The sequence below is a fragment of the Kitasatospora sp. NPDC001309 genome, assembly GCF_042896295.1.
GTDB lineage: Bacteria > Actinomycetota > Actinomycetes > Streptomycetales > Streptomycetaceae > Kitasatospora.
On the sequence record NZ_JBIAXC010000049.1, the window covers coordinates 57,458 to 72,455 of the forward strand.

20 protein-coding genes are annotated in these 14,998 nt (G+C 71.5%); 17 read left to right on the forward strand and 3 right to left on the reverse strand.

Annotated elements, in window-relative coordinates; translation table 11 throughout:
• Nucleotides 1–34 precede the first annotated feature (34 nt).
• Nucleotides 35–505, forward strand: coding sequence for a hypothetical protein (locus ACFY2K_RS35440; RefSeq protein WP_387716777.1), 471 nt, complete (start codon nt 35–37; stop codon nt 503–505).
• Nucleotides 506–585: 80 nt separating this feature from the next.
• Here ACFY2K_RS35440 and ACFY2K_RS35445 read toward each other — a convergent pair whose 3' ends face one another.
• On the reverse strand, nt 586–729 hold the full coding sequence (locus tag ACFY2K_RS35445) for a hypothetical protein (protein ID WP_375875659.1): 144 nt from the start codon (nt 727–729) through the stop codon (nt 586–588).
• A gap of 674 nt (nt 730–1,403) precedes the next feature.
• Between ACFY2K_RS35445 and ACFY2K_RS35450 the strand changes: the two genes are divergently transcribed.
• The 12 genes from ACFY2K_RS35450 to ACFY2K_RS35505 all read left to right on the forward strand — a co-directional run bounded on the left by ACFY2K_RS35450 (nt 1,404) and on the right by ACFY2K_RS35505 (nt 8,945).
• A complete protein-coding gene (locus ACFY2K_RS35450; RefSeq protein ID WP_387716779.1) occupies nt 1,404–2,033 on the forward strand; it encodes a hypothetical protein in 630 nt (209 codons plus the stop codon).
• 177 nt (nt 2,034–2,210) lie between these two features.
• Nucleotides 2,211–3,290, forward strand: a complete 1,080-nt coding sequence (locus tag ACFY2K_RS35455) for a hypothetical protein (protein WP_387716780.1) — start codon at nt 2,211–2,213, stop codon at nt 3,288–3,290.
• A gap of 240 nt (nt 3,291–3,530) precedes the next feature.
• Nucleotides 3,531–4,073, forward strand: coding sequence for a hypothetical protein (locus tag ACFY2K_RS35460; RefSeq protein ID WP_387716782.1), 543 nt, complete (start codon nt 3,531–3,533; stop codon nt 4,071–4,073).
• A gap of 114 nt (nt 4,074–4,187) precedes the next feature.
• Nucleotides 4,188–5,153 carry a LysM peptidoglycan-binding domain-containing protein gene (locus tag ACFY2K_RS35465; protein ID WP_387716783.1) on the forward strand — a complete coding sequence of 322 codons (966 nt, stop codon included), beginning with the start codon at nt 4,188–4,190 and terminating at the stop codon, nt 5,151–5,153.
• A 152-nt stretch (nt 5,154–5,305) separates the two neighbouring features.
• On the forward strand, nt 5,306–5,920 hold the full coding sequence (locus ACFY2K_RS35470) for a hypothetical protein (RefSeq protein WP_387716785.1): 615 nt from the start codon (nt 5,306–5,308) through the stop codon (nt 5,918–5,920).
• Nucleotides 5,921–5,983: 63 nt separating this feature from the next.
• Nucleotides 5,984–6,208, forward strand: a complete 225-nt coding sequence (locus ACFY2K_RS35475; RefSeq protein ID WP_387716787.1) for a hypothetical protein — start codon at nt 5,984–5,986, stop codon at nt 6,206–6,208.
• Between the two features lie 84 nt (nt 6,209–6,292).
• Nucleotides 6,293–6,649, forward strand: coding sequence for an HU family DNA-binding protein (locus tag ACFY2K_RS35480; protein ID WP_387716789.1), 357 nt, complete (start codon nt 6,293–6,295; stop codon nt 6,647–6,649).
• Nucleotides 6,646–7,095, forward strand: coding sequence for a hypothetical protein (locus tag ACFY2K_RS35485; RefSeq protein WP_387716791.1), 450 nt, complete (start codon nt 6,646–6,648; stop codon nt 7,093–7,095). The genes ACFY2K_RS35480 and ACFY2K_RS35485 overlap by 4 nt, the downstream gene beginning before the upstream one ends.
• Nucleotides 7,096–7,188: 93 nt before the next feature.
• Nucleotides 7,189–7,473 (forward strand): hypothetical protein, encoded by a 285-nt coding sequence (locus ACFY2K_RS35490; RefSeq protein ID WP_387716793.1) that lies wholly within the window; start codon nt 7,189–7,191, stop codon nt 7,471–7,473.
• Between the two features lie 102 nt (nt 7,474–7,575).
• Entirely contained in the window at nt 7,576–8,127 is a 552-nt protein-coding gene (locus ACFY2K_RS35495) for a hypothetical protein (protein WP_387716794.1), read from the forward strand.
• The gene (locus ACFY2K_RS35500) at nt 8,124–8,453 is read left to right on the forward strand and encodes a single-stranded DNA-binding protein (protein WP_387716796.1); all 330 of its coding nucleotides are present in this window, start codon (nt 8,124–8,126) and stop codon (nt 8,451–8,453) included. The genes ACFY2K_RS35495 and ACFY2K_RS35500 overlap by 4 nt, the downstream gene beginning before the upstream one ends.
• A gap of 132 nt (nt 8,454–8,585) precedes the next feature.
• A complete protein-coding gene (locus tag ACFY2K_RS35505) occupies nt 8,586–8,945 on the forward strand; it encodes a hypothetical protein (RefSeq protein WP_387716798.1) in 360 nt (119 codons plus the stop codon).
• Here ACFY2K_RS35505 and ACFY2K_RS35510 read toward each other — a convergent pair.
• Nucleotides 8,942–9,202, reverse strand: coding sequence for a hypothetical protein (locus ACFY2K_RS35510; protein ID WP_387716800.1), 261 nt, complete (start codon nt 9,200–9,202; stop codon nt 8,942–8,944). The genes ACFY2K_RS35505 and ACFY2K_RS35510 overlap by 4 nt on opposite strands.
• Nucleotides 9,203–9,712: 510 nt before the next feature.
• Entirely contained in the window at nt 9,713–9,913 is a 201-nt protein-coding gene (locus tag ACFY2K_RS35515) for a hypothetical protein (protein WP_387716802.1), read from the reverse strand.
• A 427-nt stretch (nt 9,914–10,340) separates the two neighbouring features.
• On the opposite strand from ACFY2K_RS35515, the gene ACFY2K_RS35520 reads away from it, so the two are divergent.
• The 4 genes from ACFY2K_RS35520 (at nt 10,341) to ACFY2K_RS35535 (ending at nt 14,898) form a co-directional block, all read left to right on the forward strand.
• On the forward strand, nt 10,341–11,378 hold the full coding sequence (locus tag ACFY2K_RS35520; RefSeq protein ID WP_387716804.1) for a DUF932 domain-containing protein: 1,038 nt from the start codon (nt 10,341–10,343) through the stop codon (nt 11,376–11,378).
• Nucleotides 11,379–11,487: 109 nt separating this feature from the next.
• Nucleotides 11,488–12,474 carry a DUF4192 family protein gene (locus ACFY2K_RS35525; protein WP_387716806.1) on the forward strand — a complete coding sequence of 329 codons (987 nt, stop codon included), beginning with the start codon at nt 11,488–11,490 and terminating at the stop codon, nt 12,472–12,474.
• A 204-nt stretch (nt 12,475–12,678) separates the two neighbouring features.
• A complete protein-coding gene (locus ACFY2K_RS35530) occupies nt 12,679–13,725 on the forward strand; it encodes a DUF4192 domain-containing protein (protein ID WP_387716808.1) in 1,047 nt (348 codons plus the stop codon).
• A gap of 72 nt (nt 13,726–13,797) precedes the next feature.
• Complete coding sequence (locus ACFY2K_RS35535; protein WP_387716810.1) at nt 13,798–14,898, forward strand: DUF4192 domain-containing protein; 1,101 nt, start codon at nt 13,798–13,800, stop codon at nt 14,896–14,898.
• Nucleotides 14,899–14,998 lie beyond the last annotated feature (100 nt).

Sequence of the window (14,998 nt, forward strand, 5' to 3'; positions counted from 1 at the left end):
AATCCCGGCCGCCCACACCAAGGAGACAACAACGATGCTGCTCAGGGTTCCTCTTGACCTGCCCGTCACCGTGCTGCGGGTCGGCGACCTCCGCGGATTCCTGGGGGTGATGCCCGACGACCTGCTGGTCGTCGCCGACTGCCCCGGGCAGGGTGGCCCCGGCCGTACCCCGCTGGGGTGGCCGGTGAGGGCAGCGGTACGCGACGAGTCCGGCCACCGTGTGCCGGTGGTCGCCTTGCCTCAGGTCAGTGCCGACGACGGGCACGCCATGACGGTGTCGCGCCTGTACAGCCTGCTCGCGGACCTGCCCCCGGACGCTCTCGTGGTGACGGTCTGGGAGGCCGAGGACGGCCCCCGCCAAACCACGATCGGCACCCCCGAGTTCGGCGACCTCATCAACGAGACCACAGGGCTCACGGTTCGGATGGTCGTCCTGCCCGCCGTGCTCAGCGGCGCGACCGGCACGGCGTACGACGAGGTCGCCTACAACCTCGGCTGGGAGTAGCCCAGGAAGCCGGAAGGCCGGTGGCAGCACCTGCAAGATCTTGCAGGTGCTGTCACCGGCCCCTTGCGGCCGGCGCCCGGCTACCGGCGGCGCAGCATGGACCACAGGACCGGGCCGGTGAGCCCGATGAGCGCCGAGGTGGCCGTCGGCCACCCGACCTGCTGGTGCAAGCTCGCGGTGGTCAGGGCGCCGTGGCCGCAGACCGCGAGGTCCCGCCAGGTCACCGGCCGGTCCGCCATGGAAGGCGGCGCAGAGCCTTTGAACTGTGCCATGATGGGGGTGTTCCCCTTTCTGCTAAATGAGGGCAGCATTGCGGAGCGCGCGGGCCACTCTCGCTACAGGGTGGCCCGCACTGCGCCCCGATACTAAGGGCCTGGCTGACAACTCGCCAACTCGGGAAAGTCTCTTCACGAATCGTTCCAGCTGAGGGCCTCGTCTGCTTCCTGGGGCAATGTCCCCAGAGGTCGGGAGAAGCGCATCTCTAGGTCTGGGTGACAAGCTTGCCGGTTCGGGTTGCACGCCTTGTCCCCCTGGCCGGCGCGGGCCATCCGGGCCCGTTAATGCAGGTGGACGGCCTTATGCGGCCTGGGTGGATTGTCGCGCTTGAATTTCCTGATTCCATTGCGACACTAGTGTGGAAAAAGGTTCTTTAGTTGCCGCGTATTGTTAATGAATGGCTGCGGCGTGGGCGCTCGGAGGTCCGTGTAAATTAATTATATTGATCTGCGCTGGCCAATGTGCGATTGTGGTGATTGTTTTCGGCTTGAGGGTGCAGAATAATGGCGGTCGCAATGTGGCGCTTGTAATCGCTTAAGTATTGGCGTCCGAGGCTAAGATCGGTCCGCCTTCCGTGGTGTCGAGCAGCCGTTGACCTGGGGTTCCACGTACGGTCGACCGCGTGAGTAGCCGCCGCGGTCGCCGTCCCGCCCTCGATCCGGAGGTGGAGAAGCGACTCCTGGACGCCGTGCGGGCGGGCGTTCCGGTGAGCGATGCGGCGCCGATGGCCGGCGTTCACCCGAGCACCGTGTACCGGTGGCTGGAGCGCGGGGAACAGGAGCAGCAGCGGCTGGAGGCCGGCCTGCGGGCCCGGTCGGGGGAGCGGCCGTTCTGCGAGTTCCGCGACAGGTTCACGCGCGCGCGCAGTGAGGGCAAGGCGCAGCTGGTGCTGTTGGTGCGGAAGGCGGCGACCGGCGGTCAGGTTGTGCGGGAGCGCACGCGGACGGTGCGTGACCCGGAGACCGGCGAGCGGGTCGTGCAGGTCGAGCGGGACTTCGCTCAACCGGACTGGCGGGCAGCCCAGTTCCTTCTCGCGTGTCTGGCGCCGGAGACGTTCGGCCGGGCGGCGCAGGCTCGGATCGAGCTCGCGCCGGCGGGCGGCAGCGAGCTGCCCGCTGCTTCCGTGGATCCGGGGGCCGGTGTTGAGCGGCTGGCGGCCCGGCTGGCAGCGATCCGGCAGGACTTCGCGGCGGAGCTGGAGGAGGACGCGGCGGTGGTCGATGCGGAGCTGGTGGAGGGCTCGGAGCCGTAGCAGGCCGGCTCGGTCGCGCGGGCCAGCTCGGGCCGGGTGGTGTCATCCGGGTTGTCCGTCCCGGTCAGAGAAAGTCAACTCCCTTGCCATATAAGGCTGTTGTCCGGTTCTGCGCCTCTTGGTGAGTGTGGACTCAGTCGGGCCGGAGGGGCCCAAAGGGGGCAGGGAGTAAGACGTATGGCGAGCAGGGACGTTGAACTGGGCAGGGCTACCGCTGCGGTGGCTGAGCAGGTCGTGGCCGAGCTGACGGCAGCCGACCGCGTGCTGCACAGCGCCGGCCTTGGCGATGTACCGGACTACGCGATCGACGGGGGCATCCTGGTCAGCGCCGTGCCACAGGAGGTCCTGAGTCTGTTCGAGGTGCGGCAGATGACCACCCTGGCCGCGCTGTGGCGCCTGTGGAGGAAGGGGAAGAACGTCGCCGCGATGCACCCGGACATGGCGTCTGAGCTGGCGACGTACCGGCTCGGGACCCTACCGGGGCAGCTGTTCCGCAACCTTGCCCGCCACCCCAACCTGATGGTGGTCTTCGCCGAACCGCCCACGGTCGACCTCAGCGTGGACGGCGGTGGCAAGGGGCGGCTGCTGGCGATCCTGTTCTGCGGGCGGCGCACCCCGCAGAAGCTGCTGTGCCTGACCAGCGACGACCGGATGGACGAGGTCGCCGCCGCCGTGATCTGCGAGCCGCTGGCCGAGGACGGGACCCCGCTGCCGCCTCTGCCCGGTGGGACGACGTCGGTGCTGGAGTTCTGCCACCTGTCGATCCCTGCCAGGGCTGGCGACAAGTTCACCGCCGAAGACCTCGCGCTGAGGATCGCCCGCAAGGGCGGTCAGGAGGCGCCGACCGATGCCCAGCGCGCGATCGTGACCAGGGCGCTGCAGGTCGCCGTCTACCTGTGCTCGTCGAAGGCGGACATCTCCGCTCCGCCCGTTCCGCGAGGCAAGGCCGCCAAACCCGGAAAGCAGCGGCGATGGAACAAGCCGGACACCTTCCTGCGGCTCGGCTGGCGGCTCGGCCCGCGCTTGAAGGCCGCCCGGGCGCGAGTCCAGGAGGCGCGGCGCAGCGCCGTCCAGGGCGCTAGCGGTGGGGGCTGGCGGCAGTACCCCCACCAGCGAGGCGGACACCTCCGGACGGTGTGGACCGGCCCGGGCCGCAGCATCCCCGACTCGAAGCTGATCGAGCCCTACTGGGTGTCGCAGGACCTGCTCAACGCGGACGGAGAGGCCCCCGAAGGCATCATCCGGCCGCTGAGGTAAGGGTGTTGTCCGCCCTGGCGGGCTGTGGGGAGGGTGGTGGGGTCCGCCAACGCCGGGCCCCGCTCCTCGTCTCCTGAGGGGAGGCTGTGAGCGGGCCGGAGCCTGTTGCAGCAGGCCGTCCTCCCTTCCGCTTCGGGGACTGCGCGGCGCTGGAGTTGCGCCGGTCCGGTGGCCGGCCCCGGCGTTGGCGGACTTCCTGTTGCCGAGCCCCGCCGCGAACGGGGCCTCCCGGAGGACGAGATGACCAGCACAGACCTGACCAACCTGCCGCCCGCTCTGGCGGCCCGGCCACGAGACGAGAAGCGGGGCCTGCCGATCCCCGTCGTCAACATGCACGACGGCGGCGCTGTCGACTTCGTGACCCTCAACGGCACGGCCGCCCTGCGGGTGGCCCTCGCGAACCGGTGCTCGCTGTGCGACGAGCCGCTGGCGGGGCCGGCCGCGTTCCTCGGCGGACCGATGTCGGCACGGACGGGCTGCTACTCGGACCCGCCGATGCACGAGGCCTGCGCGCAGGCCGCGCTCACCCTGTGCCCGCACATCGCCCGGCCGCACGCCCGCCGTGCCAGCGAGCGGAGCCTCACGCAGGACTCCGCCGTGGCGATCGGGTTCACCCTGGAGAAGCCGGAGGAGTGGGTGATGGTCGTCTCGTCCGGCTACCTCGTCGGCGCCACTCCTGCCGAGGGCGGCGGCCTGGTGCCGCTGTTCCTGGTGCGCGGCCGGATGCGTGAGCGTCGATTCGTCTACCAGGACGGCGTGTTGACCGAGGCTCCCGCCGCCTGACGGCGCGACCTTAACGACCGGTCCGGCCTAGCGTCCCGGCACACCAACCACCCGACCTGGGGAGGAAACCGTGCCGAACACCAACCGGTCCGACCGCGGGCGGGAGGCGAGCCGATGAAGCTCGTCTCCCGCTCCGAGTGGGGCGCGGCGGCGCCCACCGGCGCCTACACCCGCATCAGCTCCACTCGCGGCATCAAGATCCACTACGAGGGCTCGGCGGTCCCCGGCGGCCTGCTGGGCGACCACGGCCGATGCGCCGGTCACGTTCGCGACATCCAGCGCTCCCATCAGAACAACCGGAGCGAAGGCTGGCTCGACATCGCCTACTCGTTCATGGTGTGCCCGCACGGGTACGTGTACGAGGGGCGAGGCCTGAACCGGAAGAACGGCGCGAACGGCAACTCCGCGCTCAACTCCGGCCACTACGCGGTGTGCGCGATGGTCGGCACCGAGGGCATCACCTCACCGACCGACGCGATGCTCGACGGCCTCGTGGACGCGATCGAGTACTGCCGGGCGCAGGGCGGCGCCGGCGGCGAGGTCCGCGGCCACAGGGACGGCTACGCGACGTCGTGCCCCGGCGACGAGCTGTACGACTGGGTGCAGCGAGGCGCGCCCCGGCCCGGCGGCGGGGGTGGTGGCGGGACGCCCGACCCTCAGCCGTCGGGCGACAGCGCCGGCGTCTACACCGTGCAGCCCGGCGACACCCTCGGCGCCATCGCCGGGCGCTTCGAGACCGGGGTGGCGCAGCTGGTCGCGGTGAACGGCATCGCCAACCCGGACCTGATTCAGGCCGGCCAGCAGCTCCAGGTGCCGGCCCCGCCGTTCCCGGGGCGCGAGCACTTCGTGCTGGGCGCGCACAGCTCGTACGCCAAGCAGTTGCAGACCTGGTTGCAGGCCGGCGATTGGGGGCCGCCGTACCGGGTCGGGCCGAGTGAGGACATGGAGGAGCTGGATCTGAAGAAGGTGCAGGCGCTCCAGGAGTACTACGTCGGCGACCTCGGGCCGGCGGACGGGCTGACCGGGCCGTTGACGTGGTTGTACGCCTACCAGACGGCTCACGGGCTGCGAGGTCGGTAGGAGTCAACTCGGCTACGGGGCGGGCGCTTTGAGTGCCCGCCCCGAACTGAAAGTTACTAGAGTCATCTTATTTGACTCAGGTCTGTTTTGTGCGAGGCTGGTCCTGCCAGCCGGGGACCGCGAACCCCCGGCCCGACGAAGGAGATAGCCCGATGACCGAGACCACCCCCGCCGAGGCCCCCGCCCGAGACGGAGCCCGCAGCCCCCGCCGAGCGGTCACCCTGCGCCTGGACCTGCGGACCCTGGCGGCCCTCGGCCTGGCCGGGGCCGGGTTCATCACCGGCACCCTGGTGATGGGCAGCCCGGCGACCGCCCCGGTCCCCGGCGCCCAGCCCGCGCCCACCCCGGTCGTGCCGACCCTGACGGCCTCCCCGGTACAACTCGGCACCGGGGCCCCGACCGCCCCCGCGCTGCCGACCCCGACCCCCATGCTGCCCACCCTGCCCGCCCCGGCCCCGGAGACCACCCCGGCCACGCTGGCCGTCCCCACCGCCTCCCAGCTGAGCCCGGCCCCGGTCCTGCCGTCGCAGACCGGCGAGCAGAGCACCCCGTCCCCCGCCCCGACCGTGACGGTCACGGTCACCCACGTGCAGACGGGCCCGACCGTCGGAGCCCCGTCCCCGACCGGCGGCCCGAGCGCCTGCATCCCCAACCCGTCCCCCTCCCCGACCGGCGAGGTCAGCCCGACCCCCGGACCGAACCCGATCCCGACCCCGACCCCGACCAGCACGCCGGTCACCCCCGGCCGCCCGACCCCCAGCCGCTGACCCCGACTGACCGGCCCCGCCCCGGCGGGGCCGGTCAGCTCCCCGCCCGAAAGGACACCGCCCATGCGCGGCACCGCCCTGCTCGTCGGCTCCCTCCTCGCCGGACTGGTGCTCGGAAGCATCAGCGGCGCCGCTGCGGCCCGCAACGCCGACGGCCCCGTCCCCACTCCGGCCGTCACCACCTCCCAGCCCGCCAACCCCGACTGCCCCGCCCCGGCCAAGCCCGCCGCCGTGCCGCCGAAGCCCTCCCCGGGCCCGGCCCCGGCGCCCGCGCCCCGACCCGCGTAGGCACCCCATAGACCCCCCGGGCCGGGCGACGTGACCACGCACCGTCCCCGGCCCGGGGTCCAACACCGAACCAGGAGCATCCTCGTGACCGTCAACAAGCGCGTCCTCATCGACCGCCTCGCCCCCGTGCTCGGAGGCCGCCGACCCGCTGCCCTCGCCATCGAGGGCGTCTTCGACGCCATCGTGCGTGCCGTCGTCGACGGCGAGTCGGTGTCCGTCACCGGCTTCGGGACCTTCGGAGCCGTCCAGGCCGCGACCCGCAACGCCCGAAACCCCCAGACCGGCGGCACGGTGGTCGTGCCCGCGCGTCGAGTCCCCCGTTTCCGCGCCCACGAGCGGTTCCGCGACCTCGCCGACGGCCGTCGCGACCTGCCGCAGGAAGGCAGCGCCATCCGCAAGGACCCCAAGGGCACCTACACCTCGAGGGGAGAAGCGGCATGAACCGCCTCGCGGCCCGACTCGCGTCCCTGGTAGCCCAGTTCGAGCCCGAGCCCCCCATCCCGTACGTGCTGCGCCGCGATATCGACGTGACCGGAGTCTCCGGCACAGGGGTGGTCGCGGAAGGCGCGATCTTCTCGACCGCCGCCGGCTCCACCGGGGTTACCCGCTGGCGCGGCGAGCGGGGTTCCACCGTCGCCTGGGACCACGCCCGGGACATCGAGTCGATCCACGGGCACGACGGGGCGACAAGCGTCGTCCTGCTGCCGGTGCCGGCCATGCTCGCCGCGCTCACCTCCGTCGCCGAACTCGGGCAGCAGCGAGGCGACGACGAGTGGGCACGGGGCTGGAACGAGGCGCTGCGCGTGGTCCACGGCCTGGTCGAACGGGCCCTGGCTCCGCACCTGGCGGCGGCCGAGGAACACACGAGCCCGGCCAAAGGTACTTGAGTCTTCTTTATTGACCTAGGTCTGTTTATGCGGGAGGCTGGTACCGCCAGCCGGGGACCGCGAACCCCCGGCCCGACCTAGGAGAGACCGACGATGGCTTTCAGTAACGGCATCCACCCGCCCCTGGAGAACGGCACGACCGTGGAGTACCTCGGGCGGGTGAAGTCCCTGCACCACCGGATGCTCACCACCCGCCGAGGAACGAGCACCTGCGACACCTACACCGACGAGAACGGCGCGCAGCAGCACCTGTACGACCTCCTCGACGGCGACGAACTGGTGCTGAGCCACGTGCACCCGAACGACCTCATGGACTGGACCCCGCCGACGGACGAGAACGGGAAGCCGCTCAACCCCTTCTCCCCGGAGCACGGCTAGCCCGAAGCGCCCGGCGGCAGGGACCACCCTGCCGCCGGGCCCGCGCCGCCCGCCCGCTGCGCCGTCCGGCGGCCACCCTGCGCAACCCACTGAGAGGACCCCATGCGCGTCTTCACCGCCACCACCTACCAGGACGACGGCCAGGCCGTCACCCCGGTAAGCATTGCCCTCCTACGCGAGGACGGCGTCTCCTACTACGCCATCAACGGCTCGATTGGGCGTGCCCGCCTCGACCCCACCCAGACGATCGGACCCGGCCTCGCCCACCTGCCGTGGCACGACGGCCGGATCGACCGCCGAGACCCGGCCGTGCGAAGCCGCGACCGGCTCGCCTGCGAACTCCACTGGTTCCTCAAGGACGCCCCCGGCCCCGAACTGTGGTCGTGGCGCGGGGACACCGACCACCTCGTCCTCGCCCGGATGTGCCATCGCCTCGGCGCGCTGCCCGTCGCCGTACCGGACTGGGTCGGCAGCCTGCGCCAAGAGGCCCACCGCCTTGCCCTGCCCCTGCGGGACCTGCCCCGGTGGCCGCGTCACGACGCCCACCCCATGGAGACCGCCCGCCACTTCCAGCGCATCGCCCGCTGCCTGGACGCCGCAGCCGCCACCGACCCCCGCGAGGCCGACGCCGTACACCGGGTCGGTGGCTGGTGAACGCCCCCAACCACGCCACCCTGATCGGCAGCCTGCTACGCGACCCGGAGCTCCACCAGTCGTCCGGCCTGGCCAAGACGACGTTCACCCTCCTGCAACGCCCGCGGCTCGCCGAGCCGGGCCAGCCGCGCGACCCGGAGGCCAGAGAGCTGACCGTACGCTGCGTCGCCTGGCGGGAACTCGCGCACAAGACCATGGAGACCCTGCGGGCGAACGACCGGGTCATCGTGGTCGGACAGCTCACCCAGCGCGTGCACCAGCCGTCCGGTGAGAGCCCCCGCCTGCTGGTCGAGCTGACCGTCGAGGCGATCGGCACCCTGCTGTAGAAGCCTGCGCCTATGCCCGCGCCCTGCCCCGCAGGGCGCGGGCACGCCGCGCTGTTCGCCAGCCCCCGCAGCCCCCTGGTAGACATAGACGACCCCCGGCCCGGCCGGACCACAGCACGAAGGAGAGCACCGATGAGCGGCAAGGAGCCGGCCGCGACGCCGAAGCGCAGCAAGCCGCGCCGCACCGCGGCGAGCCCCGGCGAGCGACTCGCCGCCGCCGCCCAGGAACTCCAAGCCGCACTGGAGGCCGTCAAGGAAGCCGGCCTGGAGCCGATGGACCTCCTCGACCAGCTGCGCGACCCGCTCGCGGGGGTCGACGACGCCGCTACGACCATGCGCGAGATGCGCCTCGAGGGCGTCATCGCCGCCTACCCCGACCGGACCGTGCCCGTGTACCGCATCTCCGACGCTTCCGGGCTGTCCGCTGCGCTCGTGACCCGATACGCCAAGCAGGCGGGACTGGAACCGCGCAACCGCCGCGCGAGCAGCTAGCCGTCGGCCAGCTGCTCCCCGCGCGCCGGTAACCCATCGAGGGGTTCGTTCATACGCCCGCAGCTTGTGATGTGAACCGGTGGCAGGGAATGCGTCTGGGCCTCGACGTCATCGCGGAACGCCATCCACGTCCAGCGCCTGCGGACGATGAGCCGGTCGGCTCCCGCGGCATCGATCGCCTTAATCAGCGCCGCCAACTGCTGCTTGGTCGGCAGCACGTGGCCGTTCAGGATCAAGTGGATCGTCGTCTTCGGCACCCGATAGCCGGTGAAGTCCGATCCTTGCTCAAGGGCTCGAAGCGACGGCCCGCCGGCCCGCGCCCGTAGCCGCCGCAACCGCAGGGCCAGGTTGGCCTGGGTACGCCTGGGCCGATGGTCCTTGGCTCCCGCATCCGCGATGGAGCCGGACCGCGGGTGGGCGCGCCGAACGCGCGGTGCCCGCTCTGCTGCCTGAGGGGCGGAGCGTTTGATGGCCACCGCCAGCCACAGGGAGTGGACCTCCCGTACGGCCCGCTGCTGGGCGCGCGCTGGATGGGTCCGCCGCTGCGCGAGCGAACGCAAGTGCGGTGCCGAGCAGCGGAAGCCGGCGGCCGGAGGCGGCCTGGCTAAGGGTGGCGGCCCCCTTGGGCTCGCCGAGCGCCCGGGTCCGCTCGGCGAGCCTGGCGTAGGTCAGGCCGCTGGACCGCTTGAGCCAGTGCAGGCGCAGGGCCAGTTCCCGCAGCTGCGGATCGGCCTCTGCCGGTATGGGGTTCGCCAGGCGCCCCATGATCAGGCCTCCTGTCGGCCGAGTTGGTCGCGGCCCGGGCGTCCGCGGGTGAGCAACCCGGTCGTGGTGGCGGTCGCCACGACAACGAGCGCGTCCGGTACCGGCGTGCCGGTCATCGCAAGTCCGGTGAGCGCCAGCACCAGGACGACCAGGAGCGCGGCCTCGGGGCCGGACAAGCGGGGCGGGGCTGGGGCATGCGTCATGCGGACCTCCTGAGAGTCGAGACGTGCGTGTGGGTGGGTATCGGTGTCGAGGCGCTAGTCAACTTGGCCGGTGGGGAGACCAGTTGAGCAGCGATTCTGACTCCCTGACGAGCTGCCGCGCCACTCTGCTGCCGTCGAGCGGTCGACTTCTCCTTAGATTGAACGAGGCCCGGTCGAGCCCTCTGAGCTGCTGCTTTCTGTGGCTTTTGATTCGCAAGCGTCCAGGCGTCCTGGTCGGCATCGACGCCCGGCGCGCCGACTGTCGGGCGACTTCTGGGATGGTCTGGAACTGCCCGAACTTCGCGCGTCAGAGGGTGTGCCCAAGGGTGCCCGCCCGAGAATAGACTGAGGTCAAGAAAGCAGACGGAAGTCAGCTTCGTTGCCCGCCCGGACCGCGAATCCGGGCAGACCTCACAGGAGAAACCCCATGCGCGACAGCGACGTCATCACCGGCCGGGCCGACCTCGGCGCCATCGACAACACCACCGGCGAGGCGGCCTTCTACTCCCACCGCCAGCCCGCCTGGCACGGCCTCGGCACCGTCACCGAGGACGCCAAGACCAGCGACGAGGTGCTGCACCTTGCCAAGTTGGACTGGGAGGTCGAGAAGCTGCCGATCCTGCCGATGAACAGGGGCAAGCTCGGCAAGAAGATCCCCAACCGATTCGCCACCGTCCGCACCGACACCGGCGACTGGGTCGGAGGCCTGGTCGGCAACACCTGGACCCCGATCCAGAACCGCGAGGCGTTCGCCTTCCTGGACGAGCTGGTCGGTGGCGGCCACGTCACCTACGAGACCGCCGGTGCGCTCGACGGCGGCCGGGTCGTCTTCATGTCGGTCAAGTCGCCGAGCATCACCATCGACCCCGAGGGTGCGGCCGACCGCATCGACCTGTACACCCTGTTCGCCAACAGCCACGACGGCCGCTCCGCCGCCGTCGCCGTCGAGACCCCGGTTCGCGCGGTGTGCACCAACACCCTCGACCTCGCCGTCAACGAGGCCCAGCGCGTCTGGAAGGTCCGCCACACCATCGACGCCCTTGAGGACCTTGAGGAAGCCCGCCGCACCCTCGGGTTCACCGAGCGCTACGCCGCAGCCCTGGAGGCCGAAGCCGCCGCCCTGTACCAGCAGGCGATGACCAACCAGGAGTTCGACAAGCTGATCACCCGGCTCTTCGGGACCCCGAGCAAGGACGCGCGCAAGCACATCGTCGCCGCCTATGAGGGGCGGCGCGACCGGCTGCACCACCTGTTCGCAGAGGCCCACACCCAGGACAACATCCGGGGCACCCGCTGGGCCGCCCTCCAGGCCGTCATCGAGTTCGAGGACTACTTCCGCACCGTCAAGGCCCCCGAGACCCTGACCGAGCAGGAGCACCGCGCCAACCTCGCGATGACCACCCTGCTGCACGACCAGAAGAACCCGATCAAGGACACGGCGAAGGCCCTGCTCCTCGCGGCCTAACCCCCGTCGGCCGGGGGCCAGCGGGCCCCGGCCGACCGTTAGCCGCTCCACGTCAACCCGGCCGCGCCGCCCGACGGCGCGGCCCCACAACCTGGAACGAGGAACAGCCGTGTCCGACAACAACCCCCTCATCGTCCCGACGGCCGACCTGGCCGACTTCGTCACCGACGCACTCGGGCGCGAACCGGCCGGGCAGGTCGTCCTGGTCGAGTTCGGTGATCCCCTGCGGGTGCTCCTTGCGGACATCCCGGAGGACCCGGGGCGCTGGTCGCCCTTCGCCCGGGCGTTCATCAGTGACGTCGCCAAGTTGCCCGCCACCAGCACGGGGCAGCGCGGCGTTGCGCTGCTCGTCCACGCCCGCGACGGCCACGGCCCCGACGAGGCCGACTCCTGCACTGCCGTGTGGCGCCACCTCGCCACCGCGTGCGCGCGGTACGGCCTGGCCGTGGTCGAGAGCCAGTTCGTCACCCCCGCCCGCTGGTGGCCCCTGCCCGCCGACCCCGCCGCCGGCGCCCTCGGCCCAGGGATACCCCGCGTCGCCGAGCGGCCTGAGGCGGACGGGCACCCCGCGGGCGAGGTGGAGGGGGCCGCAGGGGTAGTGGCCGACGCCGTGCGCGCCTTCGCGCGCGAGCTGGAAGCCGGCCACGAGTCAGCCAAGCAGCACATCAGGCCGCTGCTCGCCGCCGTGCTGACCGGCCACCGCGCCGTCGAGGAACTGACCGATACGGAGGCGGCACGGTTGCTCCTCGCGGTCCAGAACGGAGACGTCCTGCATGCGGCCTCGACGTACTGCGAACCCGAGGAGGTGAAGCGGGCGGTGCCGCTGTGGTCGCGCGTCGCCTGCTTGTGCGTCGATCCGTACCGCCGCATGGCCGCCGCGCCGTTCACCCTGCTCGCCACCGCGCTGCTGCTCGACGGAGACGTGCCGGCGGCCGCAGAGGCGCTGTTCCTGGCGCTGGAGGCCAAGCCCGGGGACGACTCGGCGGAGGCGCTGATGGGGCTGGTCGTCCGGGCGGAGCTCGACCCGGTCATCGGCGCGCCGGTGAGCGCGGTGGAGTCGCTGAGGACCTTCCTGCGCGAGCGGCGCGAGGGGTAGCCGGGAGTCCGGTGTCGCCAGGGTGTGCCCGTCCCCGCCGGGGCGGGCGCACCCTGGCCCGGCCCCGACTGGACCTCCGCCTGGGGGAATTGGGGTGTGCCCAACGGGCACGCCCTCAAATAGACTTGAGTCAAGAAAGAAGACGAAAGTCCTCTCCTGTTGCCTCTCCGGACCGCGAATCCGGACCGACCCTGATAGGGACCCATGAGCGACAAGCTGCTCCTGCTCAACGGCACCGAAGGCCTGGTTCACCTGCTGCCGCACCTCTTCGACTACCACCCCGAGAACAGCGTCGTTCTGGCCGGCATCACCTCGACCGGTAGCCCGCTCGGCTTCGTCCGCACCGATCTGCCCGCCGACCCCACCCACTGGCCGTCCGTGGCCGACGAACTCGTCGGCCACCAGCAGGACGACGCCGCGTCGTTCCTGTTCCCGACCCACCGGCTCGTCGCCTACGTCTGCCCCGACCCGGCCGACCCGGACTACGGACCGCAGTCCCGCCTCACCCACCAGCCCATCGCCGATCACCTGCGCGGCGCCTGCAACCGCCGGGGCCTGGTCCTGAGCGAAGCGGTGTACGTGACCCGGTCCCACTACTGGTCCATGCTGACGACCGGCCCCAACGACGGACACCCCATCCCCGAGCCGCCCGCAGAGCTCGACTCGACCGGAATGCCGCGCAGCAGCGACGTCCTGAAATCCCTCGCCCCCACCACCGGCCCCCAAGCCGACGCCATGGCCGCCACCCTCGACACCGCCGTGCGCGCCCTGCACACCGAGATCCTGTCCGGCGGGCACCAGAGCGTCGTGGACGACGCCATCGACCTCGTGACCCACACCATTGCCGAGCTGGTCACCGGCGACCAGCAGGCCAAGGACATCCCTGACGACCTCGCGGCCAGACTGCTGCTCACCCTCCAGTACGACGACGTGTGCAACACCGGGCTCATGCACTCCGAGGACCACGAGCTGGCAGCCGCGAACGAACTGTGGCTCGCCCTGGCCCACCGCTGCCCCGCCGCCTACACCGACCACGCCGCCGTACCGATCGCCCTCCACGCGTTCACGGCATGGGCGCTCGGCAATGACGCCACGTCCCGACTCGCCCTCCAGGCCGCCGAAGCGTGCCTCCCGGGCCTGGACCTGACGCACTTCCTCCTCGGCATCTTCAACAGCGGAGCGAACTTCAACCACGTGCGCAAGCACCTGCGCGAGCACCGCGCTACCTGGGGCAACCCCGTCACGGACTGACCTGACCCCGGCAGGGGCCGCGAGTCGAGCGGCCCCTGCCCACCCCACACCAACCCACGAGCGGAGATCCCCTTGAACATCCACACGGTGCCCGCCTTCGACGTCCGCAGCCCCGCCCAGGCCGTCGAAGCGCTGCCCTACCTGCTGAGCTTCCGGCCCGACGGCCCCGACGGCATGGTGTTCGTCCTTGCCCACGACACCCTGTACAACCGCCCGCTGTTCAGCCAGAAGTTCGAGCTGCCCGACGGCGAGGACAACCCGAACGAGGCCGCGCACCACATGATGCACAGCACGCTGAACCGCCTGGAGACGTTCACCACCGGCCCGGCCGACATCCTCGTGTACCTGTGCGCGAGCCAGCAGGACGCGAACGACGGCTACGCCGCGATGACCCGGCACCGGGTGCTGGCGGACGCACTGCTGCTGTCCGCCGAGGCCCACGGCATCGACACCCTCGCCGCCATGTTCGTCACGCCCACCCACTGGTGGGTGTACCACCACGACAACCCCAACTACCGGCACGAGGGCATGCCCGTGGACGGCCCGGACAACCCGGGTGTGGTCACCATGAACGCCCGCGCCGTCGGCATCCCCACACCTCCAAGCCAAGCCGCGCTCACCGCCGCCTTCGAACCCGTCACAGGGAAGGAAGCGCAAGCCCACAGTGCCGCCATCGCGCGCGCCATCGGCGAGCGGGCCGACCGCGTGCGGGCCAGCGGCTTCGACGCCGAGACCGAACGACTCACGGCGATCCTCGACCGGCTGCTGCTCAGCGGGGGAGACGGCACCCCCCTGGAGGGCCTCACCCCAGGGCAGACGGCCGAGCTGATCGTCGGACTGCGGCACCGGCCCCTGCGGGACATCGCGATCGGATACATCGCACCGGACGAGCTCCCGCGCGCCCGTGAACTGTGGGAGCTGCTGGTCCGCCGCTGCGCCAGCACCACCACGACCTTCGTCGTCGCCCCCCTGACCCTCGCCGCGTTCACCGCCGCCGTCGCCGGGCAAGGACCGGCCGCGCTCATCGCCCTCGAACGGGCGCGCAACGCCAACCCGCGTTACCTTCTGGCCAAGCTCGTGATGGAGCAGCTCGTGATGACGGGCTCCGTGGACGCCCTCCTCGACGCGGTCCGGGAGGAGCGCGAGGAGCGCCTCCGCGGCCGCGACAGCTGACCGCCCGGCCGGGGGCTGCCCGGGACCGACCGCCGCCTGCTGGGCGCGTTCGCCGCCCAGGCCGCCGTGGTGCTGGAGCGCCGCCGGCTGGCCAGGGAGG

Bases quoted from the DNA above. Each gene is read 5' to 3' on its own strand.
- ACFY2K_RS35505 (WP_387716798.1), top strand. From the start codon at position 8,586: ATGAGCGGCAAGGAGCCGGCCGCGACGCCGAAGCGCAGCAAGCCGCGC.
- ACFY2K_RS35440 (WP_387716777.1), top strand. From the start codon at position 35: ATGCTGCTCAGGGTTCCTCTTGACCTGCCCGTCACCGTGCTGCGGGTC.
- ACFY2K_RS35465 (WP_387716783.1), top strand. From the start codon at position 4,188: ATGAAGCTCGTCTCCCGCTCCGAGTGGGGCGCGGCGGCGCCCACCGGC.
- ACFY2K_RS35520 (WP_387716804.1), top strand. From the start codon at position 10,341: ATGCGCGACAGCGACGTCATCACCGGCCGGGCCGACCTCGGCGCCATC.
- ACFY2K_RS35470 (WP_387716785.1), top strand. From the start codon at position 5,306: ATGACCGAGACCACCCCCGCCGAGGCCCCCGCCCGAGACGGAGCCCGC.
- ACFY2K_RS35515 (WP_387716802.1), bottom strand. From the start codon at position 9,913: ATGACGCATGCCCCAGCCCCGCCCCGCTTGTCCGGCCCCGAGGCCGCG.
- ACFY2K_RS35495 (WP_387716794.1), top strand. From the start codon at position 7,576: ATGCGCGTCTTCACCGCCACCACCTACCAGGACGACGGCCAGGCCGTC.
- ACFY2K_RS35475 (WP_387716787.1), top strand. From the start codon at position 5,984: ATGCGCGGCACCGCCCTGCTCGTCGGCTCCCTCCTCGCCGGACTGGTG.
- ACFY2K_RS35530 (WP_387716808.1), top strand. From the start codon at position 12,679: ATGAGCGACAAGCTGCTCCTGCTCAACGGCACCGAAGGCCTGGTTCAC.
- ACFY2K_RS35460 (WP_387716782.1), top strand. From the start codon at position 3,531: ATGACCAGCACAGACCTGACCAACCTGCCGCCCGCTCTGGCGGCCCGG.
- ACFY2K_RS35485 (WP_387716791.1), top strand. From the start codon at position 6,646: ATGAACCGCCTCGCGGCCCGACTCGCGTCCCTGGTAGCCCAGTTCGAG.
- ACFY2K_RS35490 (WP_387716793.1), top strand. From the start codon at position 7,189: ATGGCTTTCAGTAACGGCATCCACCCGCCCCTGGAGAACGGCACGACC.
- ACFY2K_RS35455 (WP_387716780.1), top strand. From the start codon at position 2,211: ATGGCGAGCAGGGACGTTGAACTGGGCAGGGCTACCGCTGCGGTGGCT.